The organism is Aeromicrobium chenweiae, assembly GCF_003065605.1.
Taxonomy (GTDB): Bacteria; Actinomycetota; Actinomycetes; order Propionibacteriales; family Nocardioidaceae; genus Aeromicrobium; species Aeromicrobium chenweiae.
This window is the reverse complement of record NZ_CP026952.1, coordinates 2,652,577-2,677,500: the sequence shown is the minus strand read 5'-3', so window position 1 is coordinate 2,677,500 and position 24,924 is coordinate 2,652,577. Positions and strand designations below refer to the sequence as shown.

At 70.1% G+C, this 24,924-nt stretch carries 22 protein-coding genes; 12 read left to right on the top strand and 10 right to left on the bottom strand.

Annotation, left to right across the window (positions count from 1 at the left end; all coding sequences use genetic code 11):
* Positions 1–22 precede the first annotated feature (22 nt).
* Entirely contained in the window at positions 23–1,159 is a 1,137-nt protein-coding gene (locus C3E78_RS12910; RefSeq protein WP_108579008.1) for an LCP family protein, read from the bottom strand.
* 157 nt (positions 1,160–1,316) lie between these two features.
* Between C3E78_RS12910 and C3E78_RS12905 the strand changes: the two genes are divergently transcribed.
* Both C3E78_RS12905 and C3E78_RS12900 read left to right on the top strand, forming a co-directional pair.
* Positions 1,317–2,753, top strand: a complete 1,437-nt coding sequence (locus C3E78_RS12905) for an LCP family protein (protein WP_108579006.1) — start codon at positions 1,317–1,319, stop codon at positions 2,751–2,753.
* A gap of 97 nt (positions 2,754–2,850) precedes the next feature.
* A complete protein-coding gene (locus C3E78_RS12900) occupies positions 2,851–4,260 on the top strand; it encodes an LCP family protein (RefSeq protein ID WP_108579004.1) in 1,410 nt (469 codons plus the stop codon).
* A gap of 9 nt (positions 4,261–4,269) precedes the next feature.
* On the opposite strand, the gene C3E78_RS12895 is transcribed toward C3E78_RS12900, so the two are convergent.
* The 4 genes from C3E78_RS12895 to C3E78_RS12880 form a co-directional block, all read right to left on the bottom strand.
* On the bottom strand, positions 4,270–5,055 hold the full coding sequence (locus C3E78_RS12895; protein WP_243834197.1) for an ABC transporter ATP-binding protein: 786 nt from the start codon (positions 5,053–5,055) through the stop codon (positions 4,270–4,272).
* On the bottom strand, positions 5,045–5,908 hold the full coding sequence (locus tag C3E78_RS12890) for an ABC transporter permease (protein ID WP_108579000.1): 864 nt from the start codon (positions 5,906–5,908) through the stop codon (positions 5,045–5,047). The genes C3E78_RS12895 and C3E78_RS12890 overlap by 11 nt, the downstream gene beginning before the upstream one ends.
* Positions 5,909–5,988: 80 nt before the next feature.
* Entirely contained in the window at positions 5,989–6,654 is a 666-nt protein-coding gene (locus C3E78_RS12885; protein ID WP_108578998.1) for a TIGR03089 family protein, read from the bottom strand.
* A complete protein-coding gene (locus tag C3E78_RS12880) occupies positions 6,651–7,424 on the bottom strand; it encodes a 2-phospho-L-lactate transferase CofD family protein (RefSeq protein ID WP_159085892.1) in 774 nt (257 codons plus the stop codon). Before C3E78_RS12880 ends, C3E78_RS12885 begins: the two co-directional genes overlap by 4 nt.
* A gap of 117 nt (positions 7,425–7,541) precedes the next feature.
* Here C3E78_RS12880 and C3E78_RS12875 point away from each other — a divergent pair, with 117 nt between their 5' ends.
* From C3E78_RS12875 to C3E78_RS12865, 3 genes are read left to right on the top strand one after another with little or no spacing between them, the layout of a single operon-like run.
* Positions 7,542–7,796, top strand: a complete 255-nt coding sequence (locus tag C3E78_RS12875) for a WhiB family transcriptional regulator (protein WP_056212467.1) — start codon at positions 7,542–7,544, stop codon at positions 7,794–7,796.
* Positions 7,797–7,831: 35 nt separating this feature from the next.
* Positions 7,832–10,621 (top strand): glycosyltransferase family 2 protein, encoded by a 2,790-nt coding sequence (locus C3E78_RS12870; protein WP_159085891.1) that lies wholly within the window; start codon positions 7,832–7,834, stop codon positions 10,619–10,621.
* Complete coding sequence (locus C3E78_RS12865) at positions 10,618–11,958, top strand: DUF5719 family protein (protein ID WP_108578992.1); 1,341 nt, start codon at positions 10,618–10,620, stop codon at positions 11,956–11,958. The genes C3E78_RS12870 and C3E78_RS12865 overlap by 4 nt, the downstream gene beginning before the upstream one ends.
* 4 nt (positions 11,959–11,962) lie before the next feature.
* Here C3E78_RS12865 and C3E78_RS12860 read toward each other — a convergent pair whose 3' ends face one another.
* Complete coding sequence (locus C3E78_RS12860) at positions 11,963–12,409, bottom strand: metallopeptidase family protein (RefSeq protein WP_108578990.1); 447 nt, start codon at positions 12,407–12,409, stop codon at positions 11,963–11,965.
* A gap of 48 nt (positions 12,410–12,457) precedes the next feature.
* Here C3E78_RS12860 and C3E78_RS12855 point away from each other — a divergent pair, with 48 nt between their 5' ends.
* The 3 genes from C3E78_RS12855 (at position 12,458) to C3E78_RS12845 (ending at position 14,415) form a co-directional block, all read left to right on the top strand.
* A complete protein-coding gene (locus C3E78_RS12855) occupies positions 12,458–12,787 on the top strand; it encodes a DUF3499 domain-containing protein (RefSeq protein WP_108578988.1) in 330 nt (109 codons plus the stop codon).
* Positions 12,784–14,148 (top strand): phosphomannomutase/phosphoglucomutase, encoded by a 1,365-nt coding sequence (locus C3E78_RS12850; RefSeq protein ID WP_199906819.1) that lies wholly within the window; start codon positions 12,784–12,786, stop codon positions 14,146–14,148. The genes C3E78_RS12855 and C3E78_RS12850 overlap by 4 nt, the downstream gene beginning before the upstream one ends.
* Positions 14,149–14,244: 96 nt before the next feature.
* A complete protein-coding gene (locus C3E78_RS12845; RefSeq protein WP_108578986.1) occupies positions 14,245–14,415 on the top strand; it encodes a Trm112 family protein in 171 nt (56 codons plus the stop codon).
* A 25-nt stretch (positions 14,416–14,440) separates the two neighbouring features.
* Here the strand turns inward: C3E78_RS12845 and mctP are convergent, their stop codons facing one another.
* From mctP to C3E78_RS12825, 4 genes are all read right to left on the bottom strand, one after another.
* Positions 14,441–16,108, bottom strand: a complete 1,668-nt coding sequence (gene mctP / locus C3E78_RS12840; protein ID WP_108578984.1) for a monocarboxylate uptake permease MctP — start codon at positions 16,106–16,108, stop codon at positions 14,441–14,443.
* Entirely contained in the window at positions 16,105–16,374 is a 270-nt protein-coding gene (locus tag C3E78_RS12835; protein ID WP_108578982.1) for a DUF3311 domain-containing protein, read from the bottom strand. The genes mctP and C3E78_RS12835 overlap by 4 nt, the downstream gene beginning before the upstream one ends.
* A gap of 87 nt (positions 16,375–16,461) precedes the next feature.
* Positions 16,462–17,478 carry a hypothetical protein gene (locus C3E78_RS12830; protein WP_108578980.1) on the bottom strand — a complete coding sequence of 339 codons (1,017 nt, stop codon included), beginning with the start codon at positions 17,476–17,478 and terminating at the stop codon, positions 16,462–16,464.
* A gap of 1 nt (position 17,479) precedes the next feature.
* Complete coding sequence (locus C3E78_RS12825) at positions 17,480–19,159, bottom strand: hypothetical protein (protein ID WP_108578978.1); 1,680 nt, start codon at positions 19,157–19,159, stop codon at positions 17,480–17,482.
* Between the two features lie 178 nt (positions 19,160–19,337).
* Here C3E78_RS12825 and ahcY point away from each other — a divergent pair, with 178 nt between their 5' ends.
* From ahcY to C3E78_RS12805, 4 genes are all read left to right on the top strand, one after another.
* The gene (gene ahcY, locus C3E78_RS12820) at positions 19,338–20,765 is read left to right on the top strand and encodes an adenosylhomocysteinase (protein ID WP_108578976.1); all 1,428 of its coding nucleotides are present in this window, start codon (positions 19,338–19,340) and stop codon (positions 20,763–20,765) included.
* Between the two features lie 89 nt (positions 20,766–20,854).
* Positions 20,855–21,553 (top strand): MtrAB system response regulator MtrA, encoded by a 699-nt coding sequence (mtrA, locus tag C3E78_RS12815; RefSeq protein ID WP_268916151.1) that lies wholly within the window; start codon positions 20,855–20,857, stop codon positions 21,551–21,553.
* A gap of 10 nt (positions 21,554–21,563) precedes the next feature.
* Entirely contained in the window at positions 21,564–23,108 is a 1,545-nt protein-coding gene (gene mtrB / locus C3E78_RS12810) for an MtrAB system histidine kinase MtrB (RefSeq protein ID WP_108578973.1), read from the top strand.
* The gene (locus C3E78_RS12805) at positions 23,105–24,877 is read left to right on the top strand and encodes an LpqB family beta-propeller domain-containing protein (RefSeq protein WP_135804809.1); all 1,773 of its coding nucleotides are present in this window, start codon (positions 23,105–23,107) and stop codon (positions 24,875–24,877) included. The genes mtrB and C3E78_RS12805 overlap by 4 nt, the downstream gene beginning before the upstream one ends.
* Positions 24,878–24,924: the final 47 nt, after the last annotated feature.

Sequence of the window (24,924 nt, the reverse complement as noted above, 5' to 3'; positions counted from 1 at the left end):
GGGCCAACCTATCGAGTCCTGGCTAGCGTTTCGGCAGCCCGTCCTTGGTGCACAACGAGCCGATGCTGTCGGTCTTGTCCTGCTTGATGTAGTCGAACATCTGGGGTGCGCGGGTCGCGTCCCAGTTGACCGCGAAGTCCTGCAGCGGCACCGTGCAGTTGAGGCCCTTGCCGCCCATCGCGGCGGACAGTGCCAGGGCGAACTTGCCCAGGGCGATCGGCCCGACGTCGTCGCCGATGGTGAGCGATCCCGAGGCGCCCTTCGCGACGCTGACGTAGCGGAACGGGTTGAGGATGGTCCACGGCGACTTGGCCTCGGACGCGATCGAGCCGAGCACCTCGCGCTGGCTCTGCACGCGCTGGATGTCCTGGGTCGCGTAGGAGTGGCGGTTGCGGGAGTACGCGAGCGCGGTCGCCCCGTCGGCGGTCTGGCAGCCCTTCTTGACGTCCAGGCCCGAGTCCTTGTCCTTCAACCTCTGCTTGGGGCAGATCTCGATGCCGCCGAGGGAGTCCACGACCTTGACCAGTCCGCCGAAGCCGACCTCGACGTAGTCGTCGACCTTGATGCCCGTGTTGCCCTCGATTGTGCGGACCAGCAGCTTGGGGCCGCCGTAGGCGTACGCGGCGTTGATCTTGTTGCGGCCGTAGCCGGGGATGTCCACGAGGGAGTCGCGCGGGATCGACAGCAGGACGCTGGGCCCGCTGCCGGTGTGCAGCAGCATGATCGTGTCGGTGCGCCCGCGTCCGCCGCCGTCGCCGCCGGTGGAGAGCTTCTTCTGCTCCTCCTTGGTCAGGCCGCGGCGGCTGTCCGAGCCCACCAGGAGGTACGTCGTGCCGGGCTGGTCGTCGGGACGTCCGCTGGCCGGCGACGCGTCGACCTTGGCGATCTTGCCCCACGCCCAGAACGGGACGGCGACCAGGAACACGATCCACGCGACCACGAGCAGCAGCACGATCCGGCGCCAGGTCAGGCGCTTCTTGCGCGGCTGCTCGGGCGGGGTGGCGCCCGCGTTCCGTCGGCCCGGGGGCGGCAGGTTCGGCGGCGGGAGGTCACCACGCGGGGGAGGGGGAGGACCTTCGGCCCGTGGCGCGGCCCGGGTCGGCTCGTCATCATCCCCGTACAGCCACCCGTAGTTGCCCTGGGGGCGGTCGTCAGACATGGGGACGACCGTACCGGACCGCTGCCCGCCGTCCCGGGACCCGCCGCGTGGGCCGAGTCGAAAACAGTCGGCGTGTCCCGGCGCGCCCTCAACCCCGGATTGAGACTTTGAATGGATACTGAGAGCGCCTCAGCCTCTTCCCCAACGTGAGGGCACCATGTCTGACGTTCGCTCGAGTGTGCTGGGTGGGTCGTACGCCCATCCGGCAGACGCCTCGGCCCGCATCCAGTTCCGCCGCGCACTGACTCTCGCGGCCATGACTCTCGTCATGCCCGGATCCGCCCAGCTCGTGATGGGCAACAAGCGCGTCGGGCGCATCTGCGTGCGCGTGTGGCTGGCGTTCCTCGCTGTCGGCGCGGTCGTGCTGTTCCTCGCCCTGTTCTCACGGCAGACCCTGCTGTCGCTCACGCTCGACTCGTCCGCCCCGCTGACGATCGGCCGCTGGATCCTCGTGGCCGGAGCGGTCGCCTGGGTCGCCCTGATGGTCGACGCGTGGCGTCTCGGGCGCCCCCTGGAGATGAGGCGCAACCATCGCCTCTGGATGACCGGCCTGAACAGTGTCCTGTGCTTCGTCACCGCCGGCGTGATGTTCTTCGCCGCCCACCTCGTCAGCACCGCCAACGCCTCGATCGGCACGGTATTCGCGTCCGGCACGGTCTCCAAGCCGGAGGCCGGCCGCTACAACGTGCTCCTGCTGGGCGGCGACTCCGGACCGGACCGCAGCGGCGTCCGCCCCGACTCGCTGACCGTCGCCTCGATCGACAAGGACACTGGTCGCACAGTGCTGATCGGCCTGCCCCGCAACCTCGAGGACGTGCCGTTCCCGGCCGGATCGGTCATGGACAAGCAGTTCCCCGACGGCTTCAGCGGTGAGGGCAACTACCTCAACGCGGTCAACACCTGGGCCAACGACCACGCGGACCTGTTCGGCACCAAGGATCCCGGGCTCGACGCCACGATGGGGGCGGTCGAGGAGATCACCGGCCTGAAGCTCAACTACTACGCGATGGTCAACATGCACGGCTTCTCCAAGCTGATCGACGCGGTCGGCGGCGTACGGATGAACGTGCGCGAGCGCACCGCGATCGGCGGGATCGGCTCCCCGATCCGCGGATACATCGAGCCCGGCGAGCAGAAGCTGACCGGCGACCAGGCGTTGTGGTACTCGCGCAGCCGCGTGCTGAACAGCGACTTCTCCCGCATGGGTCGCCAGAAGTGCGTCATGAACGCGATGCTGCAGCAGCTCAGCCCCAAGAAGGTGCTGTTCAACGTCGAGAAGATCGCCAAGTCGAGCAAGTCGATGCTCACCACCAGCATCCCGCGCCAGGACCTCGACGTGTTCGCCGACCTCGCGCTCAAGGCCAAGACGCAGAAGGTCTCCACGGTCTCCTTGGTGCCGCCGGTCATCTACACCGGCAACCCCGACTACCCGAAGGTCCGCCGCCTGATCGACAAGGCGATCGCGAAGGCTGAGGGACGCGCCACGGCCGAGGCCGGCATCTCCACCGCGAAGCTGACGCTGCCGAAGGCGGGCGCCAAGAAGAAGGACCCGACCAAGGCCAACCAGAGCAGCGATCTCGGCGCCGCCTGCTGACGTCACACCAGCCCCAGCGGAATCGCAGCAATCTGTCGCCTTGGACACCGGTGTCCTCCATAATGGAGTCTCGTCGGCCGCACCACCGTGAGGGAACATGTCGCATCGCGCGAGTCTCCTGGGCCGCGGCTACCAGGACCAGCACCTGGACTCGCCGCGCGTCCGGTTCCGGCGCGCCCTGCTGCTCTGCCTGATGACGGTCGTCCTCCCGGGTTCGGGGCACCTCGCGATCGGCAAGAAGATCGTCGGCTGGGTCGCGGTGACGGCATGGGTGGCTGCTGTCTGCGGTGGCGTCTGGTTGCTCGTGACGTACCGCACCGACCGCGCCCAGGTGCTCGACTGGTTCACCGATCCCGACATCCTGCTGACCGCGCGGGTGGGCCTGGTGGTGGTCGCGGTGCTGTGGGCTGCGCTGTTCGTGGACGCGTGGCGCCTCGCCTCGCCGTACAGCCTCAACTTCGCCCGGGCCGCCCTGATCACCGTGATCAACGTGGCGATCATCGGCGGCGTCGCCGGGTCCACGGCGTACGCGTCGCAGGTCATCAAGGTGTCGCGCGAGACGGTCACGACGGTGTTCCCGGACGACGTCCCGACGTCGACGCCGCTCAAGGGGCGCTACAACATCCTGCTCGTCGGCTCGGACGCCCGCGGGGACCGCGAGGGGGTCCGCCCGGACTCGCTCACCGTCGCCAGCGTCGACGCGGACAGCGGCAAGGTCGTCCTCGTCTCGCTGCCGCGCAACCTGCAGAACGTCCCGTTCTCCAAGGGCAGCCCGATGCGGCAGCTCTACCCGTACGGGTACAACTGCGGGTCCGAGTGCCTGCTGAACGCGGTGCACACCGAGGCGCAGAACCGCCCGGACCTGTACCCGGACAGTGACGACCCGGGCCTGGACGCCACGATCGACGCCATCGAGGGTGCGACCGACCTCAAGGTCAACTACTTCGTGATGGTCAACCTCAACGGGTTCAAGGGCCTCGTCGACGCCGTCGGTGGCGTCGAGATGGACGTGGAGTCGCCGATCGCGATGTTCGGCCACGACGACGCGTACAAGCAGACGTACATCCCGGCCGGACGGCGCACGCTCGACGGCCAGGAGGCGCTCTGGTACGCCCGCAGCCGCGTCCAGTCCGACGACTACACGCGCATGGGACGGCAGAAGTGCCTCATGGCGGCGATGGCCGACCAGCTGAGCCCGACCAAGGTCCTGACGAATGCGACCAAGATCGCGCAGTCGGGCAAGGAGCTGCTGAGCACCAACATCCCGCGCAAGGAGCTCGGCCAGTTCGCCGACCTCGCCCTGAAGTCACGGGGCTCCAAGATCCGCACGGTGTCTGTCGTCCCGCCCGAGTTCAACACCGTGACGCCGGACTACGACGCGATCCACGCCGCGATCCAGATGGCCATCGACACGTCCGAGGGTGTCCGCAAGCCCACCGGTACCGCCCCGAAGCAGCCGAACGCCCGCAAGGCCAACAACTCCGACGACCTCGACGCGGACTGCTGAGCCGCGCGGTTACTTGTCCTGGGCCTTGTTGTAGGCCGCGATGACCTCGTCCGGGTCGCCGTCCATGACGAGCGTGCCCTGGTCGAGCCAGATGACCCGGCTGCAGGTGTCCTTGATGGACTTCATCGAGTGGCTGACGAGGAACACCGTTCCGGCGTTGTCGCGGATCTCGCGGATGCGCGCCTCGCTGCGCTGGCGGAACGTCCGGTCGCCGACCGCGAGGGCCTCGTCCACGATGAGGATCTCGTGGGTCTTGACGCTGGCGATCGCGAACTTCAGGCGGGCGGTCATGCCCGAGGAGTAGGCGCGCATGGGCAGGTCGATGAACTTCTCGAGGCCCGCGAACGACACGATGTCGTCGTAGTTCTCCTCGATCTCCTCCATCGTGAAGCCCATGGCCAGCCCGCCGAGGATGATGTTCCGGTCGCCCGACAGGTCCTTCATCAGCGCCGCGCCGACGCCGAGGAGGCTCGGGCGCGACTGCGCGTAGATCGCGCCGCGGCTCGTGCTGGTGAGGCCGACGATGGCCCGCATCAGCGTGGACTTGCCGGAGCCGTTCGTGCCGATGACGCCGATGCTGTCGTTCTCGTACGCGGTGAACGACACGCCCTTCAGCGCGTGCACGGTCCGCATCTGCTTGCCACGCCCACGCAGGTTCAGCGAGCGGCGATCGGCCGCCGTCGGACGCTTGCCGGTCGCGAAGACCTTGTACTCGACGTGGACGTCGTCGACGATGACGACCGGCCGACGCGCGTCGGGGGAGGGGGACGTCATGGGGGTGGGCTCAGTCGACACGGCCGTACCTCTCCTCGGCGCGCCAGAAGAACCAGACCCCGAACGCGAACAGGCCGAGCGACCAGGCCGTGGCGAACAGCCAGTAGCGGTTGTCGACGTGGTAGTCGGGGCCCTGCAGCAGGATGCCGCGCGCGATGCTCAGGAACTCGTGGACGGGTTGGGCGTCGGTGATCTTCACCAGCGTCGGGTGCTCGGCGAACCGCTTCTCGATGCTGAAGAAGATGCCGGTCGTGTAGAAGAAGAACCGGGTCAGGAACGGCAGGAAGTTGTTGAGGTCGCGCCAGTGCACCGACAGCCGCGCCGTGACCAGGGCCAGCCCGCAGTTGAACAGGAAGTACAGCGCGAAGAGCGGGACGATCAGGAGCCACTGCACCTCGACGGAACCCAGCCCGCCGCTGATCACCAGGAACACCATCATGATCGCGACGGTGGGCAGGAACTGCAGGAATCGCTGCGTCACCGCGGCGAGCGGCAGCGCCATGCGGGGGAACGCCAGGCTCTGCAGCAGGGCGGCGTTGCTGGTGATCGCCTTGCCGCCGCTCGTCCACGACTGGGCGAAGAACTCGAAGACGAAGACGCCGATGATGAGGAACTCGACGAAGTGCTCAGGGCGTCCCTCGTCGCCGATCAGGAAGCCGAAGACGGCCCCGTAGACCAGGGCGTTCAGCAGCGGCTTGAGGACGACCCAGAACATCCCGAGGGAGTTCTGCTGGTTCTCGGACTCGATCTTGAACCGGGCCATCGAGTAGACGAACTGCCGGCGCCGCCACACCTCGGCGACGTAGGTCATGAGCGGAGGGCGTCCGCCGACCTTGATCAGGCCTGCGCGCGCCGCGTCCTCGGCGGTTGTCATTCGTGGGTGTCCCTACTGTTCAGGCGGTGAGACCGGCGGGCAGGCAGGTGCCGCGGCCTCGTCGAGTGTAGTGGATTCGCCTAGTCCGCCCGGCCGCCCTCTTGGGCCGCCACGCGGGAGATCTGCTCGGGCGTGGCGGACGCCACGACGACGAGCGAGCCGCCGCCGAGGCAGGCCGCGACCAGCAGCTCGGCGTCACGCACGAGCGAGCCGGGCGCCACGACCCTGCGCGTGTCGTCCGGTGAGACCTGGGTGAGCAGGTCCGCGTGGGTGCGCTCGACGCCGTCGAGGTCGAGCGCGAGCGTCGAGGGCTGCGGGGGATCGAGGGCGACGAAGCGGTCGCCGTGGCCCGGCACCTCCGCGCCGAGGTCGAGGAAGCCTTCCGGCGGCGATGCGAAGCGGCCCCCGAGGGGACGCAGGGACGCGGCGACGCGCACCGGCTCGTCCGCGAGCAGCTCGGGCCCGCTGAGGCCGATGTCGGCGCCGGAGTCGACGACCGCCGCCCCGACGTTCCAGGCGGAGAGGATCCACACCGCGGTCAGCCAGTGGCTGGGAAGCCCGATGCGGATGCGGGCACCGGGCTCGACCTCGAGCTCGTCGACCAGGAAGTTGCTGGTCTTGGCCACCCAGTTCGCCGTGGTGATCGTGCTGAGCTCGACGCGCTCGCCCGTGGACATGTCGTAGTAGGTCAGCAGCGGCTGCGACGGGTCCGCGCTGGTCCGCAGCAGCTGGTCGAGCGTCCTCATGCGACGACCAGCTTCCGGGCGAGGTCGAGGACGGCGGCGGGGTCGGCGGGCGCCGCGTGCGTGTCGCCCGGGTCCGCCTCGCGCAGGCCGGCGACGCGGACCAGGTCCGCGGGTGCCGAGTCCTCGTGGTCCACGACGATCACCGGCAGGTCGTCGGTGACGAGGTCGAGGAACCCGGGGACGCGCAGCACGGGATCGATCGCCAGGGTGCGGCTCGAGGGTGCGAGGACGAGGACGTCGGTCTGCTGCAACGCCGTGACGACGGTCGGCGACACGGACAGGGACTCGGCGACGAGGACGGTCTCGGTGGGGGAGTGCGCGCCGGGGTCGGCGAGGTACTCCTCGACGTGGATCGCGCGCGGCTCGTCGCCACCGACCACGACGTGCAGCTCGGCACGCTGCTCGCAGGCCGGCAGCAGGGCGTACGGCAGACCGCTGCGGGTCGCCGCGGCGAGCGTCGCCTCGGTGAGGGAGAACCCGGTGCCGATCAGCTCGGTGCGCACGAGCCGGGTGGCCACGTCCTGGTCGCTGGTGCGCTGCCACTCGGGGGAGTACTCGATCGTGCGCAGCTGGTCGGCCACGGCGTACGTCGTGGGGGTGCCCGGCACGAGCAGCAGGGCGTCGAGGTCGGGGGACGCCTTGAGCCAGGCGGACCAGTGGTCGCGGACGGTCGGGGCGATGACCGTCAGCACGTCCTCGGGAGCGAGCCGGGCCGCGAGGTCGTGGAGGAAGGGGGCGCCGTCGGCGCCGCTGACGATCGTGATCCGCATGGTTGCCATTGTGTCGTGCACCGGAGAGCGACCTGCACCGGGGCGACACGCCGGGGATTTCGAGAATCTTGCCATTCGGCTTGACATGTGAGAGGCCACAGGACTGTAATTCCACGTATGTCATTCGATCTGGGTCTGCCGCAAGAGCTCGATGAAGAACTCATGTGGCAGGAGCGTGCGCTGTGCGCTCAGACGGACCCAGAGGCGTTCTTCCCCGAGAAGGGCGGATCGACGCGTGAGGCCAAGCGGGTCTGCCTGACGTGCGACGTCCGAGGAGAGTGCCTCGAGTACGCCCTGGCTCACGATGAGCGGTTCGGCATCTGGGGCGGTCTGTCCGAGCGCGAACGGCGCAAGCTCAAGAAGCGGGCCTAAGCGCGCCCTTTCCCCGTCCTCTAGAGTCGATCTACGTGGACGGGACCGAAGCGACGCGCCTGTGGCACGACGACCCGCCCAGGGTCGGCGCCGTTCTCGTGGCGCACAACGGGGCCCGATGGCTTCCCCAGGTGCTGGCCTCCTTCAGCAACATGACCTACGCGCCCTCGCACTGGCGGGTCGTCGACGTCGCGTCGACCGACGGCAGTGCCGACCTGCTGCGTGACTCCTTCGGCGCCGACCGCGTCACGTACGCCCCGTCCGGGACGGGGTTCGGCGACGCGGTGCGCCTGGCCCTGCGTGACATGCCGGAGACCGACTGGATCTGGCTGCTGCACGACGACGCGTCCGTGCTGCCCGGGACCTTGGCCGGACTGCTCGACACGGCGACGTCCGCGCCCGACATCGGCGCCGTCGGCCCCAAGATCCGGGAGTGGCCGTCCCTGCGCCGGCTGCTCGAGGTCGGCCTGACGGTCACCGGAACCGGAGCCCGCGAGACCGGTCTGGAGACCGGTGAGCCGGATGCCGGTCAGCACGACCGCCCGCGGGACGTGCTCGCGGTCAACACCGCGGGGATGCTGGTGCGCCGCGACGTCTGGCTCGAGCTGGACGGCCTCGACCCCGAGCTCCCGATGTACTTCGACGACATCGACTTCGGCTGGCGGCTCGCGCGGGCGGGCTATCGCACCGTCACCGCCCCGGCGGCGGTGATCTTCCACGCCGAGTCCACCCGACGGGGGACGCGAGCCCGCACGCCCGGCGACGTCCCGCCGTGGGAACGGCGACGGGCCGCGCTCTACACGCAGCTCGCCAACACGCCGATGCCCCGGTTCCTGTGGCAGTACGTCCGGCTGTTCTTCGGATCCCTGCTGCGGGTCATCGGCCTGATCATCGGCAAGGACCCGGAGGCGGCCGGCGACGAGCTCCTCGCGGTGCGCTCGGCCTATCTGCACCCGGTACGGCTGGCACGCGCCCGCCGCCGCCGGGCCGGCACGATCCGCAGGTCGCAACGGGACATCCGCACGCTCTTCGCGCCGTACTGGCTGCCGTACCAGCACGGGGTGGACGTCCTGCGCCACACCGTGACGAGCCTCGTGAAGCCCGAGGCGGTCACGACCGTGGGTCGCCGGTCGACCGTGATCGAGCAGGCCCCCGACGACGCGGTCGACCTGGACGACGGTCCGTCGCTGCTCGTGCGCCGGCCCTGGTTCACGGTCGTGCTGGTGCTCGTCCTGCTGTCCATCGTGGCGGGCCGCGGACTGCTCGGCGGCGGCCTCAGCGGTGGCGCCCTGCCCCCCGCGCCGGACACGGCCGGCGGCTGGTGGCAGCTCTTGTTCGAGCGTCGTCACGACGTCGGGCTCGCCAGCACGTCCCTGCCCCCGTTGTTCGCCCTGCCCCTCGCCGTGGTGTCGACGCCGGTCTGGTTCCTTCCGGGCCTCGTGGTCACGGTCCTCATGGTGCTGGCGGTGCCGCTCGCGGCGCTGAGCGCGCACCGGCTCGGCCGACTGATCAGCCCGCACCGTGCTCCGCGCATCGTCTGGGCCGTGTCGTACGGCCTGATCGTGCTGGCCACCGGGGCCGTGTCCGAGGGCCGGATCGGCACGGTCGTGGCGCTGATCATCCTGCCGATCGTGGTCAACACGGCCTGGCAGCTCGCGGAGCAGCCCGGCTGGCAGCTTGCACTGCGCCTCGGGATCTGGATCTCGCTGGCCGCGGCGTTCGCGCCGATCTTCCTGCTGCTGGGCCTCGGCGCCCTGGTGGTCCTGGCCGTGTCGGAGGGACGCTGGGTCAGCCGCCAGCTCGTGCTGTCCCTCGTGACTCCGGTCGTCCTGCTGGGTCCGTGGCTCGTGCAGCGCGCCGCCCGCCCGTGGCGCATGTGGTGGGAGGCGGGTTACCCGGTCCCCGGTGCGGCCACGATCCAGGACGTCGTGCTCGGCAGGACCGGCGACGGTCACGTCCCCGGCTGGCTGTCGGTCGGCCTGCTCGTGCTCGCAGTCCTCGCGCTCGTGCCCCGCAGCACCCGTTCCGGCGTCCAGCTCGCCTGGGTCGGCGCCCTGCTCGGCCTCGGCGTCGCGCTGCTGGGCACCGTGGTGACGTACTCCACCCCGGCCGGGCCGGCCGAGATCGTGCCGTGGGTCGGTGTCCCCACGGGCCTGTGGCTGGGCGGTCTCGCCACGGCCGTGCTCCTGGCGGTCCCCGCGGCGCGGTCGTGGCCGCGGCCCGCGCTGGCGGCGGCCGCCGTCGTGGCGCTGGTGCTGCCGGTCGGGGCAGGGGCGGTGTGGCTCGTCAAGGGCTCGGCCGGCCCGCTCGACGACGCGCGCCCCGACACGGTGCCCGTCTATCTCGCGGAGCGGCCCGGCAGCACCCTGGTGCTGACCGGCAACGTCGCCGGAGGCGTGGACTACCGCGTGGTGACCGGCGAGGGACCGTTCCTCGGCCAGGAGGCGCTGACCCCCTCGGGCTCCGACACCAAGCGCCTGAGCAGCACGGTGCGTCGCCTGCTGGCCCAGTCCGCCGGCGAGGACGTCCAGACGCTCAGCTCGTTCGGGATCGACGCGATCTATGCCCCGCGGGCCGAGAGCGAGCTGGCCCGGCGCATCGACGCCGCGGCGGGCCTGGCGCCGTCCGGCAGCGACGAGCCGGGCTCTCGCGTCTGGACCGTGACCGGGGAGCCGGAGCGTCAGCGGGCGTCCGCGCCGCTGTGGCACCCCGTCGTGACCGGCCTGCAGGTGCTCGCCTGGCTCGTGGCGATCGTCCTCACCCTGCCCGTCCGTCGGCGCAGCGGCCCCGATGCCCTCGCGGCCGACGAGGAGGAGACCGCATGAGCCACCTCAAGAGCGCGGTGCTGCCCGTGGTCGCGATCCTGCTCGTCGTCCTCGCCTCGATCGCGCCGTCCCACGACGACCCGGCGCGGCCGCCGAGCGCGGTGGACGTCAGCCAGACGACCTACGCCTGCCCGGCGGGATCGGTCATCGACGTCACCGCCGGCCAGGTCGCGGCCGGGAGCTCGCGGACCGCGCGGGTCCTGCCGGGTCGCGAGCCGGCTCCGTCGCTGGGCGATCCGGGGGCGTGGCAGACGGACGTCGTGGACGGCCCCGGCGTGATCGTGCAGCAGGACGGCCGCCGCTCAGGTGCCGTGGGCTACTTCGCGGGCACCGCGCCCCGTGCCGGAGGTGGCGGGCTCGTGGTCGGCTCGTGCCCCGGGATCGTCGACGACGCCTGGCTGCTCGGGCTGGGGTCGGGCGACGAGCACTTCTCCACCCTCATCCTGACCAACCTCGCCGACTCCACGGCGTCCGTCGACCTCACGCTGTGGGGGCCCAAGGGGCGGATCGACGCGGTCGACAACCAAGGCGTCGTCATCGAGCCGTTCGCCGTGCGCCGCATCCGGGTCGACTCGCTCGCGGCCGGGGAGCCCGAGCTGGCGGTCCACGTCCGCCGGACGAGGGGCTCGGTCTCGGTCGTCGCGAACGACACCTCCACGGCGGCGTCCAGCGGGACCGAGCCCGTCACCACCACCCGCCCGCCCGCCCGCGACCAGGTGGTCGGCGGGATCGTCAAGGGTGCCTCCGGGCGGTCGCTGCTGGTGCTCAATCCCGGCACGGCCACGGCCCGCGTGGACGTCAAGGTCATCGGCGCTCGGTCGACGTTCACGCCGGCCGGACTGCAGCAGGTGCGCATCGAGCCCGGAGCCCTCCGGGTGATCACCGTCCCCGAGTCGGCCGGAGGGGACGAGCAGGCGCTGCGGGTCACGTCCGACCAGCCCGTCGCGGCGACCGTCCGCATGGCCCCCGGCGCGAAGGACTTCGCGTACGCCGAGGCAGGAGCGGTGCTGACGGGGCCGACCGTGGTGCCGGTCGCCCTCGGCACCGAGGTCGACGCGCCGCGGGTGCTGCTGACCGCCCCTGACCAGGGCGCGTCCGTCGCCGTCCAGACGTTCGACGCCGGCATGCGTCCCCTCGGCTCGCGGACGACGAGGATCCCCGCCGGCACGACGCGCGGCGTCACGGTGACAGGACGTGGGGTCGCGTACGCCGTGCTTACCCCGACGGGCCGGGTCGTCGGCGCCGCCACCTACGCCCGGGGCGACGGCATCAGCTCGTTGGCCCTGGACCCCGCGCCGGTCACCACGCTCGCGCCGCAGGTGCGTCCGGTCGGCTGACCGTTCAGCGCGGCCGGGGGTCGAGGTCGTCCGGCGACATGTGCCAGACCTCGGCCAGCCGGTCGAGGACGACCGACCAGACCAGCTCCTCGAGCTCCTCGGTCGAGCCGCTGCGCTGCGTGATCGGGATGCGGAACAGCACGACGCGGTGGCCCTCCGGCACGGTGGTGACGATGCTGAGCGGCACGTCGTCGGTCCACTCCTTGGGCAGCAGCGGCGCCTCCTCGACCACGATCTCGACATGATCGGGCTCGACGGTGAAGTGCGGCTCGAGCGCCCCGAGGATGTCGCCGACGAGCAGGTCGAAGGACGCGCGGGGCGGCCGGTGGGCGGGCACGCTCTGGGGGGACAGGGGCCCGGGAAGGGCCATCGGACCACGCGGCCCACGCCCTCGTCGGTCCCGCATCCGGCCGGGCCGCGGGCCCGTCACGATGCCCCCGAGATGATCCATGCGGTGAGCCTAACGCGATCGGTGCCGGGGGAGGACTAACCTCACGACGTGGCAACCGTTCGACGCTGCACGCGCTCCGCGTGCTCCCAGACAGCAGTGGCGACACTGACGTACGTCTACGCGGACCAGACCGCCGTGCTGGGGCCGCTCGCGACCTACGCCGAGCCGCACACGTACGACCTGTGCGCCGAGCACTCCCAGCGGATGTCCGCCCCGCAGGGGTGGAACGTGCTGCGCCTCGCCCCGGACCCGACGGCGTCGGAACCGTCACACGACGACCTCCTTGCGCTGGCCGACGCGGTCCGCGAGGCTGGTCGCGCGCCGACCCCCCAGCCCGACGGTCCGCCGTCCCTTCGACTTGTGAGGCCCGATTCGTGATCGATCCCCGTCTGGGGCAGGTGGTCAAGGCGTACGACGTGCGCGGCCGCTCGCCCGAAGAGCTCGACCCTGTCCTGACCCGCGCGCTCGGTGAGGCCTTCGCGATCGAGACCGGCGTCGACGGTGGACGCGGCACGGTGGTCATCGGCCACGACATGCGCGACACCTCGCCCCTGCTCGTCGAGGCGTTCTCGGACGGCGTGCGCGCCCAGGGCGGCAACGTCATCAGCATCGGCCTGGCGTCGACCGACCTGCTCTACTTCGCCTCGGGCGACTTCGACCTGCCCGGCGCGATGATCACCGCGAGCCACAACCCGGCCGCGTACAACGGCATCAAGCTCTGCCGCGCCGGCGCCAAGCCGATCGGCTACGACACCGGCCTGTCGACGATCGCCGAGAAGGCGACCGAGCTGCTGGCCCGCACCGAGCTGCCCGAGCCCACCGGCACGTACGAGGAGCGCGACGCCCTCAGCCGCTACGCGGAGTACCTCCACCAGATCGTGCCGGTCCCGGCCGGTCGGCGCCTGAAGGTCGTGGCCGACGCCGGCAACGGCATGGCCGGGCACACCGTGCCCTCGGTGTTCGCCTCGCTCGACGTCGAGCTCACGCCGATGTACTTCGAGCTCGACGGCACCTTCCCCAACCACGACGCGAACCCCCTGGACCACTCGACGCTGGTCGACCTGCAGGCGAAGGTCCGTGAGACCGGCGCCGACATCGGCCTGGCCTTCGACGGTGACGCCGACCGCTGCTTCGTGATCGACGAGCGCGGCGACGTGGTCTCGCCCTCGGCGATCACCGCCCTGATCGCGCACCGGGCGCTGATCACGACGCCGGGTGCGACGATCCTGCACAACGTGATCACCTCCAAGGCCGTGCCCGAGATCATCACCGAGAACGGCGGCACGGCGGTCCGCACCCCGGTCGGCCACTCGCTCATCAAGGCCGAGATGGCGCGCACCGGCGCGGTGTTCGGCGGGGAGCACTCGGGGCACTTCTACTTCAAGGACTTCTTCCTCGCGGACTCCGGCATGATCGCGGCCCTGCACGTCATGGCCGCCCTCGCCGAGACCGACGGCACGGTGTCGGAGCTGATGGAGCAGTACGAGCGCTACGTGGCCTCCGGCGAGATCAACAGCACCGTGTCCGACGGACCGGCGATCCTGGCCGAGCTGACGAAGACGTACGCCGACCTCGACCAGGACACGATGGACGGTCTGACGGTCACCGCCGACACATGGTGGTTCAACGTCCGGGCCTCCAACACCGAGCCGTTGCTGCGGCTCAACGTCGAGGGCGACGACGAGGCGACGATGGCGCGCGTGCGTGACGACGTCCTGGCCGTCATCCGCGGAGACTGAGCTGGCGAACGTCGGAGCGGGTTGAGCGTTGCACGCCGAAGGCGTCAGCGCGAAGCCTCGTGGGCCTGGGACGCTTCCAGGCCATAGGGTGGGCCCATGAACCTTGATCCGGCCCTCCTCGAGATCCTCGTGTGCCCCCAGTGCCGCGCGACGCTGTTCGTCGACGACGAGGCGAGCGAGCTCGTGTGCAATGCCTGCGCCCTGGCGTACCCGGTCCGCAAGGACATCCCGGTGATGCTCGTCGACGAGGCCCGTCCGCTCGGCTGAGCCCCTCTGACCTGTCCTCGACGCCTCAGCGCTTCGGGGTCGCGATGGGGTCGAGCACGTCGGCCACGTGGGGGTCGCCGGCGTCCACGAGGTAGTCGCGGGGACGCGTCTCGTCGGTGCCCGCGCCGACACCCAGCGCGCGGCACACGAACGTGCCCAGCACCGCGACGACCAGGTTGAGCACGAGCGCCGTGACGCCGAAGTAGATGAGGTTCTCGCTGATCTTGATCCCGAAGACCTCCAGCGGGCCCACGGAGCCGCCGAAGTGTGACCCGGGGTCGCCGACGACCGGCTTGTTGTACGCCGCGAAGGTGCCCCACACCATGCCGACCGCCCAGCCCGCGAGCAGCGCGTAGCGGTGGAGCCAGCGGGTGTAGAGGCCGACGACGATGGACGGCAGCGTCTGCAGGATCCAGATCCCGCCGAGCAGCTGCAGGTTGATCGCGAAGTCCTTGGGCAGCGCGAGCACGAACACGAGGGCGCCGAACTTCACCAGCAGGGAGGCGATCTTGCTCTGCTTGGCCTCCTGGGCGTCCGTGGCGTCGGGATTGATGAAGGCCGTGTAGATGTTGCGGGTCCACAGGTTCGCCGCGGCGATGGACATGATCGCGGCGGGCACGAACGCACCGATCGCGATCGCGGCGAACGCGACGCCGGCGAACCACGGGCTGAACTCCTGCTCGAACAGCTGGGGGATCGCCAGCTGCGGGTTCTTGACCTGGATGCCGGCTGCGATGGCGGCGATCCCGAGCAGGGCCAGCAGCCCCAGCAGGAACGAGTACGCCGGCAGCAGGGCGGCGTTGCGGCGGATGATGTTGCGGTTCTTGGTCGACAGCACCGCGGTCACCGAGTGGGGGTACATGAACAGCGCCAGGGCCGAGCCGAGGGACAGTGACGCGTAGGCCCACTGCGAGACCCCCATGCCCGGGATCAGCCCCTTCGAGGTCGCCTCGCCGTTCGCGATCGCGTCGGCGTTCTCGCTGTTGAACGAGCTGAACGCCTTCTCCGCGGAGTCGAAGATGCCGCTCCACCCACCGAGCTGCGTGGGCAGGTAGATGACGGCCACGATGATGACTAGGTAGATCAGCGTGTCCTTGACGAACGCGATCAGCGCCGGCGCCCGCAGGCCCGAGGAGTAGGTGTACGCGGCGAGCAGCGCGAACGCGATGAACAGCGGCAGGTCCTTGCGGAACCAGCTGGCGTCATCGCCGCCACCGAGCCCCATCACGTCGAGCACGGCCTGGATGCCGACGAGCTGCAGGGCGATGTAGGGCAGCGTCGCCAGGATGCCGGTGAACGCGATCACCAGCGCGAGCGCGCGGGAGTCGAACCGGCCCTGCACGAAGTCGGCCGGTGTGACGTACGAGCGGCGGTGCGAGACCGACCACAGCCGTGGCAGGAAGACGAAGATGATCGGGTAGAGGATGATCGTGTACGGCACCGCGAAGAAGCCGGTGACGCTGCCGGCGTACAACGTGGCCGGCACGGCGATGAACGTGTACGCCGTGTAGATGTCGCCACCGATGAGGAACCACGCCACGAACGTGCCGAAGCTGCGGCCGCCGAGTCCCCACTGGTCGAGGTTGTCCAGCTCGCCGACCTTGCGCCATCGTGCGGCCAGGAACCCCATCACCGTGACCAGCAGGAAGAAGAACAGGAAGACGATCAGGGCGACGGGGTCGACGTCGTTCATCGCGCATCGCCCTTCCCGTCGATCGAGAGGCCCTGAGCCGCCCGGCGACGTCGTTCGTGACCGATCACGAGCCGGTAGGCGACCGACGTCAGGACGACCGACACCAGGACCAGCACGAACTGGTACCAGAAGAAGAACGGGATGCCCGCGAGCTCAGGATCCCGTCGTGCGTAGGTCGAGACGAGCAGCGGCAGCACGACGGCGATGGCCAGTGCGACGCCGGCGACGTACAGCGGGCCCTTCCCGGGCGGTGTGTTCTCTGGCATGGGACCCCCCGATCCGTGGCGTGACCCCCGTCACACCGAGATCCAACTTAATGGTTGCGGCGCGCAATGCAAGACCCCCGCCAGGGCTCAGTAGAGGCTCGGCTCGGGCAGGATCGCGTGCTCGGAGTCGGGCACAAGGGTGCAGGCGCCGTCGGGCACGGTGCAGGTCATCAAGGAGGGCGTCTTGGGGTCCTTGACGAAATCGGGGTTGTCGAGGTTGTCGTTGGCGTGTCCCACCACGGTCTCGGAGTCGACCCAGGCCTCGAGGCGCCAGCTCACGGCCCCGGTCCGGGGGACGAGGCGTGCGCCGTCCGCCGAGGTCAGCTCGTCGCGGTCGAACCTGAAGGCGGGATCCGCGGCGAGCGCGGGGACGTCCCGGGAGATGCGGCTGATGCCCCAGGTGCGATCTGGGTTTGCCGGGCCCTCGGACGGCTCCGGTGCGAAGCGGGGACCGACCCACGGGTTCTTCGGGTTCGAGGTGTCGGTGTCCCGCTTCGAGGTGGCCTTGCCGGTCGACAGGTCGATGGACAGGACGTCGCCCTCGGGGACGCTGATCCACGCCGTCTCATCGTTCACTGCGAGCACGCCGTAGTCTGCGTCCTCGTAGAGGTCGGTGAGGTCGTCGTCCTCGACATCGCCCATGCCGCGGGTGGAGCGGAAGACCTCTTCGCCGGTCTTGAGGTCGACCACGACCGACGTGAGCTGGTGCACGGTTCCTTCGAACTTCGGCCCCGCCAAGGTGTCGATGAAGGCCAGGTAGCGACCGCTGGGCGAGGCCTTTGCCCTCGTCTCGACGTGCGCGCCGGTCGGCCGGGCACCGTCCGCGGTGACCTCGATCAGTGCGTCATCGTCCTTGTCGACGACGTAGGCGCCGTCGCCGGCGACGACGAACGAGCTGATGGCCCGATCGGCGTCGAGCGTCTGCCCGTCGGACAGGTGGATCTCGCCGGTCAGCGCGTCTGCCCAGACAAGACCCGTGTCCGCGCCGACGGGCGCCTTCGTCGACGACCAGTCGAGCCCTGCGCCGTCGTCCGAGGACCCGCACGCGGTGAGCACAGCGGCGGTCAGGAGCAAGGTCAGGAGCACGGTCAGGGTCCGGCGCACGTCAGGATCCTTTGGTCCGTGAGGTGAGGGTCTCGAAGAGGTCCCGGATCATCTGGTCGACCTGGACGTAGGACTTCGCGGACGTCAGGAGGCCGTCCGCGGTCACGTCGGCCGAGATCCGGCCCTCCGAGATCCACTGCGAGGTGTCGTTGCAGTGTGACGTCACGGCGGTGGCGAAGGTGTTTCCTTGAGCATTCTTGCCCAAGCACCCGGACGGCAGGCTCACCGTGTCGATGGAGGCCGTGGCGATCTGGAGACGGCGTCCCCCGTCCGCGAAGTCGACCGCGGCACGTTCCAGCGTCACCGGCACGACCGCGATCCCCCCGGCCATGCCCAGCGCGGCGTAGGGGGTGACCGACATCGCCTGCGAGGCCCACAGGTCGTCCAGGCTGACGTCGCCCTTCGGGAGGGAGTACGGCGCTGCGCCGGACTCGAACGTCGTGAAGAGTCCCCGCCCGTCGAGAGCCACGACTCCCTCGGACATCGTGGGCAGCCCGACGCCACCGAGCCGGTAGTTCTCGTCGTTGCCATGACCATTCAGCACGTCGCTGAGCTGATATGCGTGCAGCTCGCTGGTGCTGCCCCGGCCGTGCGAGGTCGAGAAGACGATCTGACCGTCGACGACCGCGGCCCCCTGGGTCTGCGGCGGGGTGAAGAACGACCCCGGTTGGTCGACCCACCTCTCCCGGGCGGGGTCCCACTTGTACGTGAAGAGCTCGCCAGGGTCGTCCTTGGTGAACGTCCCGACGTAGAGCGTGTCGCCGTCGATGGTCGAGTACGCGCCTGCAGCGACCGACCTCGAATCCATCATGGAGACAGTCTCCCCGGGGGAGGCATCGCGGATCGCCTGGAGCGAGTAGGTGTACATCTGGGCGGGCTTGCCCGACGACATGACGTCGACCCGGTCACCGTGCACCGTCACCCCACCCGCGTGGTCGGGCGGCCCTTGATCGTTGGTGCCGCCGAGGTTGACGAAGCCCAGCTGCTCGCCCGTCTCGGGATCGATCCGTGCCAGCTGGGCCTTGCCGCCCGAGTACGACGTCTGCAGCAGGGCCGGCGGGTGGCCGTCGGGGTCGTAGCCCAGTCCCTGAGGAGTCCAGCCGCCGTCGTCGTCCCCGGTCGCGAGGGTGTTGGGAATGATCGGACCTCGATCGTTCGGGGAGTTCAGGTCGTGGAGCATCGACTTGATCAGCCCTGTGGTGTGCCACTTCTCCTGATCGTCCGTCAGGGGATCGGCCCGCAGGAAGTCCGTCGCCTCGGCCAGCCGGCCGTTGAGCGCGATCCGCACCGTGTACAACTGCAGCGACGCGATCGCGCGGGCCAGGGACAGCACGTCGCCGCTCACGTCGGACCGCTTGGTGGTGCGCCACCACTCGATGACATCCGTGGCCGAGTCAACCGCCGCGGCGTAGGCGTTCGCGGCCATCGTGACGGCGAGCGAGGTCCGGTTGACTCGGATGAACGCGACCTCGGCCGCGGCCCGGGTCGCCCAGGCGCGTTGGTTGTAGACCTCGTAGTCCATCGAGCTGTCCCACTCGGGCTTGTCGGTCGCGAAGCCGATCAGGTCGATCGCGTCGGCGAGGTGGCGCATCGTCGTGCTGCAGGCCTCGATCACGGCGTCGAGGGCGGCAGGCTGCCCGGACGTGATGTCGGCGAACGCCTGCTCGGGTCCATCCCCCATGGTGCAGCCTCCCCGATGACTGTGCTCCCGTTGGTGGTCGGCTCAGCGTAGCTCCGGGCATGACATCTGTCACAGCCTTTCGCGCCGGCGCGGCGTCACGTGGCGCCCCCCGCCCCGCCGCGGTGTGTCGGCCCGTTTGATTGGGTGGGACTGGGGGTGCGCCGCTAGGCTGCCAGGTATGGATTACAACGTCGCAGACCTCTCTCTTGCTGAGTACGGTCGCAAGGAGATCGAACTCGCAGAACACGAGATGCCGGGCCTCATGGCCATGCGCGAGCGCTTCGGACCGAGCCAGCCGCTCGCCGGCGCCCGCATCGCCGGCTCGCTGCACATGACGATCCAGACGGCCGTGCTGATCGAGACGCTCACCGCTCTCGGCGCCGATGTCCGCTGGGCCACGTGCAACATCTTCTCGACGCAGGACCACGCCGCGGCCGCGGTCGTCGTGGGCAAGAACGGCACGGTCGAGGACCCGCAGGGCACCCCCGTCTTCGCCTGGAAGGGCGAGAGCCTGGCCGAGTACTGGGACGAGGCCGAGAAGGTCTTCGACTTCGCCGAGGGCGGACCCAACGTGCTGCTCGACGACGGTGGCGACATCACGATGCTGCTGCACCTGGGCGTCGAGTACGAGAAGACCGGCGTCGTCCCCTCGCAGGACAGCACCGACAACGAGGAGTTCAAGGAGGTGCTGCGCGTCCTGGCCCGCTCGGTCGAGAACAAGCCGCAGCACTGGACGAACATCGCCAAGGACATCAAGGGCGTCTCCGAGGAGACCACCACCGGCGTCCTGCGTCTGTACGACCGCTTCCGTGAGGGCACGCTGTTGTTCCCGGCGATCAACGTCAACGACTCGGTCACCAAGAGCAAGTTCGACAACAAGTACGGCTGCCGCCACTCGCTGATCGACGGTCTGAACCGCGCCACCGACGTCATGATCGGCGGCAAGGTCGCCGTCGTCTGTGGCTACGGCGACGTCGGCAAGGGCTCCGCGGAGTCGCTGCGTGGACAGGGCGCTCGCGTCATCGTCACCGAGATCGACCCGATCTGCGCGCTGCAGGCCGCGATGGACGGCTACGAGGTCAAGCGCCTCGAGTCGGTCGTCGAGACCGCCGACATCTTCGTCACCACGACGGGCAACTTCGACATCATCCGGGTCGAGCACTTCGAGAAGATGAAGCACCAGGCCATCGTCGGCAACATCGGCCACTTCGACAACGAGATCAACATGGCCGGTCTGGCCAAGATCCCGGGCATCGTCAAGGACGAGATCAAGCCGCAGGTCCACCAGTGGATCTTCCCCGACGGCAAGAAGATCATCGTGCTGTCGGAGGGTCGTCTGCTCAACCTCGGCAACGCGACCGGCCACCCGTCGTTCGTGATGTCGAACTCCTTCACCAACCAGGTGCTGGCGCAGATCGAGCTCTACAGCAAGGCCAGCCAGTACGAGCTGGGCGTGCACGTCCTGCCCAAGCACCTCGACGAGGAGGTCGCCCGCCTGCACCTCGATGCCCTCGGCGTCGAGCTCACCGAGCTGAGCAAGGAGCAGGCCGCGTACCTCGGCGTCGACGTCGCGGGTCCCTACAAGTCGGACCACTACCGCTACTGAGACACGCAGCCACGTAGCAACGGCATGAACGAGCGCCAGATGTCCGCATCTGGCGCTCGTTCGCGTTCGTGCCTCCGTACTATTGACGCGTGAGCTACCGACGAACGAAGCGTGACCGGGTGCTCGTCGTGGACGACGACGCCTCCCTGGCGGAGATGCTCACGATCGTCCTCGAGGGGGAGGGCCTCACCGCGGCCGTGTGCCGCTCGGGTGACCGGGTGATGGCAGCGTTCGCGCAGTTCAAGCCCGACGTGGTGCTGCTCGACCTGATGCTTCCCGGGCTCGACGGCATGAGCGTGTGCCGGCAGATCCGGGAGAAGTCGGCAGTCCCGATCATCATGCTGACGGCCAAGTCCGACACCCCGGACGTGGTGGCCGGGCTCGAGGCCGGTGCGGACGACTACATCACCAAGCCGTTCAAGAACACCGAGCTCGTCGCCCGCATCCGCGCGCGCCTGCGGCGGTCCGAGCAGCTCGCCGAGCCGCTCGTGTTCGGCGACATCGTGCTCGACCCGGCCGGCCACACCGTGACCCGCAAGGGCGAGCCGCTCGAGCTCACCCCGTTGGAGTTCGACCTGCTCGCCTGCCTGCTCGGCAACCCGTCGCAGGTCTTCACCCGCGAGATCCTCCTGCAGAAGGTGTGGGGCTACCACCACCCGGGCGACACGAAGCTGGTCAACGTCCACATGACCCGGTTGCGGTCGAAGATCGAGGACGACGCGGAGAACCCCGAGATCATCCGCACCGTGCGCGGAGTCGGCTACCAGGCGATCAGCCCGACCGCGTGATGAGCGACTGATGCCCAGCCTCGCGCGGGTCAGCCTTGCGCGGATGTGGCGTCGCTCGATCCAGGCCCGGGTCGTCACCAGCACGATCCTGCTGAGCGCCCTGGTCGTGGCACTGACCGGTTGGGCGTTGCTCCGCGACGTCGCGGGCGGCCTGGCGGACGACCGGCGCACGGCAGCGATCTCGGAGGCACGATCGGGCTTCGACTACGCGCAGACCCAGCTCGACGTCTCGCTGGAGACCGAGCCGGCGACGCAGGCGCAGACGCTGACGCAGATGGTCGACTCGTTGACGCGTTCGCGTGGTGCGACCCGCACGTACGAGCTCGTCCTCGAGGGTCCTCTCGGCAGCTCGGACGGCCAGGTGCCCGTGCGGTCGTCCGCGGCGATCGCGCCGGGATCGCTGCCGGAGGACCTCGCGAAGGCTGTGCGGTCCGGGCCCGGGACGTACTGGCGCTACTCCGACCTCAGCCTGCTGGGGTCCTCCGACGTCGAGCCCGCGGTCGTGGTGGGCAGCCAGCTGCGGGCGCCCGGCAGCGGCGACACCTACGCGTTGTTCTACCTCTTCTCGCTCGAGGACCAGCAGGAGACGCTCGACCTGGTGCGGCGGGCCCTCCTGGTCGGCGGCCTCGCGATGGTGCTGATGGTCGGCGGCGTGGCCTGGCTCGTGTCCCGGCAGGTGCTCGATCCCGTGCGGCTCGCGCGTCGCATCGCCGAGCGGTATGCGAGCGGCAACCTCGAGCAGCGGATGCATGTCAGCGGCGAGGACGACATCGCCCGCCTGAGCACGTCGTTCAACCAGATGGCGGCGAGCCTCCAGAGCCAGATCCGGCGCCTCGAGAACCTGTCCCGGGTCCAGCAGCGGTTCGTCTCCGACGTCTCGCACGAGCTGCGCACGCCGCTCACGACCGTCCATATGGCCAGTGAGGTCATCTTCTCCTCCCGCGATCAGATGGATCCGCAGACCGCCCGGTCCGCTGAGCTGCTCAAGCGCGAGCTCGACCGGTTCGAGTCCCTGCTCTCGGACCTGCTGGACCTCAGCCGGTTCGACGCCGGAGCCGCGGAGCTCGAGCTCGACCCGGTCGACTTCGCGCAGGTCGCCCGGCAGGCCGCCGACGACCCCGCGCTGGCACGCGCGGGCATCAAGGTGCGGCTCATCGGCACCGACCGCCCCGCAGTCGTCGAGGCCGACGTCCGCCGCGTCGACCGCATCATCCGCAACCTGCTGGCGAATGCCGCCAAGTACAGCGGGTCCGACCTGATCGAGATCGAGGTCGCCCAGAACGACGACGCGGTCTCGATCGCGGTGCGCGACTTCGGGGTCGGGCTCTCCGGCGAGGAGAGCGTGCGCGTGTTCGACCGGTTCTGGCGCGCCGACCCCGCACGGACGCAGGGCGGCACGGGCCTCGGCCTGGCGATCTCCCGCGAGGACGCCGCACTGCACGGAGGCACCCTCCAGGCCTGGGGCCGCCCCGGCGAGGGCAGCGAGTTCATCCTGACGATCCCCAAGCCGGGCGGCTCCGCCCGGAACGCGCCGCTGGGATCGGTGTACGCGTGAGCACCCCACGCGGCCGTTCGCACGCGGCGCGGGTGACGGGGCTGCTCGTCGTCCTCGCGCTGGCCCTGTCCGCGTGCGCGGGCATCCCACAGACCGGTCCGGTCACCAAGGTCCAGGACGACACCGGTCTCGGCGAGAGCACGGTCCGCTACCTGCCGGCCAAACCGGTCCAGGGTGCCTCGCCCGAGCAGATCGTGCGCGGCTACCTCGACGCGATGCTGGCCTTCCCGGCGTCCTCGCGCACGGCCGCCGCGTTCCTGACGCCCGAGGCGGCCGAGGAGTGGAACCCGACCAGCCGGGTGGGGGTCTACTCCAAGCCGGTGGTGTCGGGCCGCGCCCCGTCGACCACGGGACTGGACGATCCCCGGGGCGGGCCGAACGGGGCCGTGGACGTACGGCTCGGCTTCACCGACGAGGCGACGCTCGACCGGCAGGGGCACTACACGCCCCGCTCGGGCGGTGGGTCGGTGACCTACACGCTGGAGCTGGTGGAAGGACAGTGGCGCATCACGAACCCCCAGGACGGTGCGCTGGTCAACCTCAAGTTCTTCACCGACTACTTCCGGCCGTTCAACCTGTTCTTCTTCGACCGCGCCGGCACACGGCTCGTGGCCGACCCGGTCCACCTGGTGGTGGGCGACCAGCTCGCGACCAACCTGATGGCGAGCCTGGCCCGCGGCCCGCGCCCACTGATCGGGCCCGCCAGCCGCACGTACCTCCCGCCGCTGTCCCAGCTGCGCCCGTCGGTGCCGGTCAACCGCGACGGCGTGGCCGACGTCGAGTTCACGGACGACCTCGCGGAGCTGAGCGACTCCGCGCGCGACCATCTGTCCGCCCAGGTGGTGTGGACGCTGCGGCAGGTGCCCGACATCACCGCCGCCCAGATCATCGGCGGCGCGACGCCGCTGACGGCCGGTGGACGCGAGGTGCAGCCTATATCGGGGTGGGGCGGGTACGGGCCGAGCCTGGCACGGGGCCGCGGCTACGCGCTCAGCGGCAACCGGGTCGTCGAGATCGAGGACGGACGGGTGTCCCGGTTGAGCGGGAGCTGGGGACGCGATGCACGGGGTGCGGAGCTGATCGGCGTCTCGGACGCCGGTGTCGCGGGCGTCCTTCCGGGACGTGACCTGGTGCGCGTCACCGACAGGAGCGGCGCCGGAGCACGACAGATCGCCGGCACCAACTTCCTGACACCCCAGTGGGACGTCGACGGGACGCTGTGGCTGGTCGACGCGACGTCCGGCGGCCCCCGGGTCCGTGTCGTCGAGGGCGGTCGTGCCCGACGGCTCGACGCCCGCCCGCTGCGCCGTCTGGACGTCGACTCGTTCTCGCTCTCGCCGGACGGCACCCGGTACGCCGTCACGACCCCTACCGCCCGCAGCCACCGGGTCTTCGTGGGCATGGTGCTGCGCGACGCCAAGGACCGTCTCGTCGGACTCGGTGAGGCCCAGCGGGTGGCCATCTCGGCCGGGAACATCCGGTCCGTCTCGTGGGCGTCCGAGACGACGATCGGGTTCCTCGCCGACAGCACGTCCGGGGGGACCACCGTCGACGCGGTCGCGATCGACGGGGCGGAGCCGCCGGACGACCTGGACGGCGGCGGCGCCTCGCTGCCGACGAGCTCCGTGAACGCCCTGGCGATCGGCCCGGGGGAGGTGCCGCGGCTGTTCGCCACGGACACCCGGGGACGGCTGTGGTCACAGTCGCCGGACGGCTCCTGGCGTCCGCTCCAGGCCACGGGCGTCACAGGCCTGACCTTCGGTCGCTGATGTCCACAGGGACCCGGGCGGCCGTGGCGGCACGGTCCTCGTGGGCG

Excerpts from the sequence above, each read along its gene's own strand:
- mtrB (WP_108578973.1), top strand. The coding sequence starts at position 21,564 with ATGCCCAGCCTCGCGCGGGTCAGCCTTGCGCGGATGTGGCGTCGCTCG.
- C3E78_RS12880 (WP_159085892.1), bottom strand. The coding sequence starts at position 7,424 with ATGCGGATCACGATCGTCAGCGGCGCCGACGGCGCCCCCTTCCTCCAC.
- ahcY (WP_108578976.1), top strand. The coding sequence starts at position 19,338 with ATGGATTACAACGTCGCAGACCTCTCTCTTGCTGAGTACGGTCGCAAG.
- C3E78_RS12835 (WP_108578982.1), bottom strand. The coding sequence starts at position 16,374 with ATGCCAGAGAACACACCGCCCGGGAAGGGCCCGCTGTACGTCGCCGGC.
- mctP (WP_108578984.1), bottom strand. The coding sequence starts at position 16,108 with ATGAACGACGTCGACCCCGTCGCCCTGATCGTCTTCCTGTTCTTCTTC.
- C3E78_RS12890 (WP_108579000.1), bottom strand. The coding sequence starts at position 5,908 with ATGACAACCGCCGAGGACGCGGCGCGCGCAGGCCTGATCAAGGTCGGC.
- C3E78_RS12875 (WP_056212467.1), top strand. The coding sequence starts at position 7,542 with ATGTCATTCGATCTGGGTCTGCCGCAAGAGCTCGATGAAGAACTCATG.
- C3E78_RS12865 (WP_108578992.1), top strand. The coding sequence starts at position 10,618 with ATGAGCCACCTCAAGAGCGCGGTGCTGCCCGTGGTCGCGATCCTGCTC.
- C3E78_RS12900 (WP_108579004.1), top strand. The coding sequence starts at position 2,851 with ATGTCGCATCGCGCGAGTCTCCTGGGCCGCGGCTACCAGGACCAGCAC.
- C3E78_RS12825 (WP_108578978.1), bottom strand. The coding sequence starts at position 19,159 with ATGGGGGATGGACCCGAGCAGGCGTTCGCCGACATCACGTCCGGGCAG.
- C3E78_RS12905 (WP_108579006.1), top strand. The coding sequence starts at position 1,317 with ATGTCTGACGTTCGCTCGAGTGTGCTGGGTGGGTCGTACGCCCATCCG.
- C3E78_RS12860 (WP_108578990.1), bottom strand. The coding sequence starts at position 12,409 with ATGGATCATCTCGGGGGCATCGTGACGGGCCCGCGGCCCGGCCGGATG.
- C3E78_RS12845 (WP_108578986.1), top strand. The coding sequence starts at position 14,245 with ATGAACCTTGATCCGGCCCTCCTCGAGATCCTCGTGTGCCCCCAGTGC.
- C3E78_RS12885 (WP_108578998.1), bottom strand. The coding sequence starts at position 6,654 with ATGAGGACGCTCGACCAGCTGCTGCGGACCAGCGCGGACCCGTCGCAG.
- C3E78_RS12910 (WP_108579008.1), bottom strand. The coding sequence starts at position 1,159 with ATGTCTGACGACCGCCCCCAGGGCAACTACGGGTGGCTGTACGGGGAT.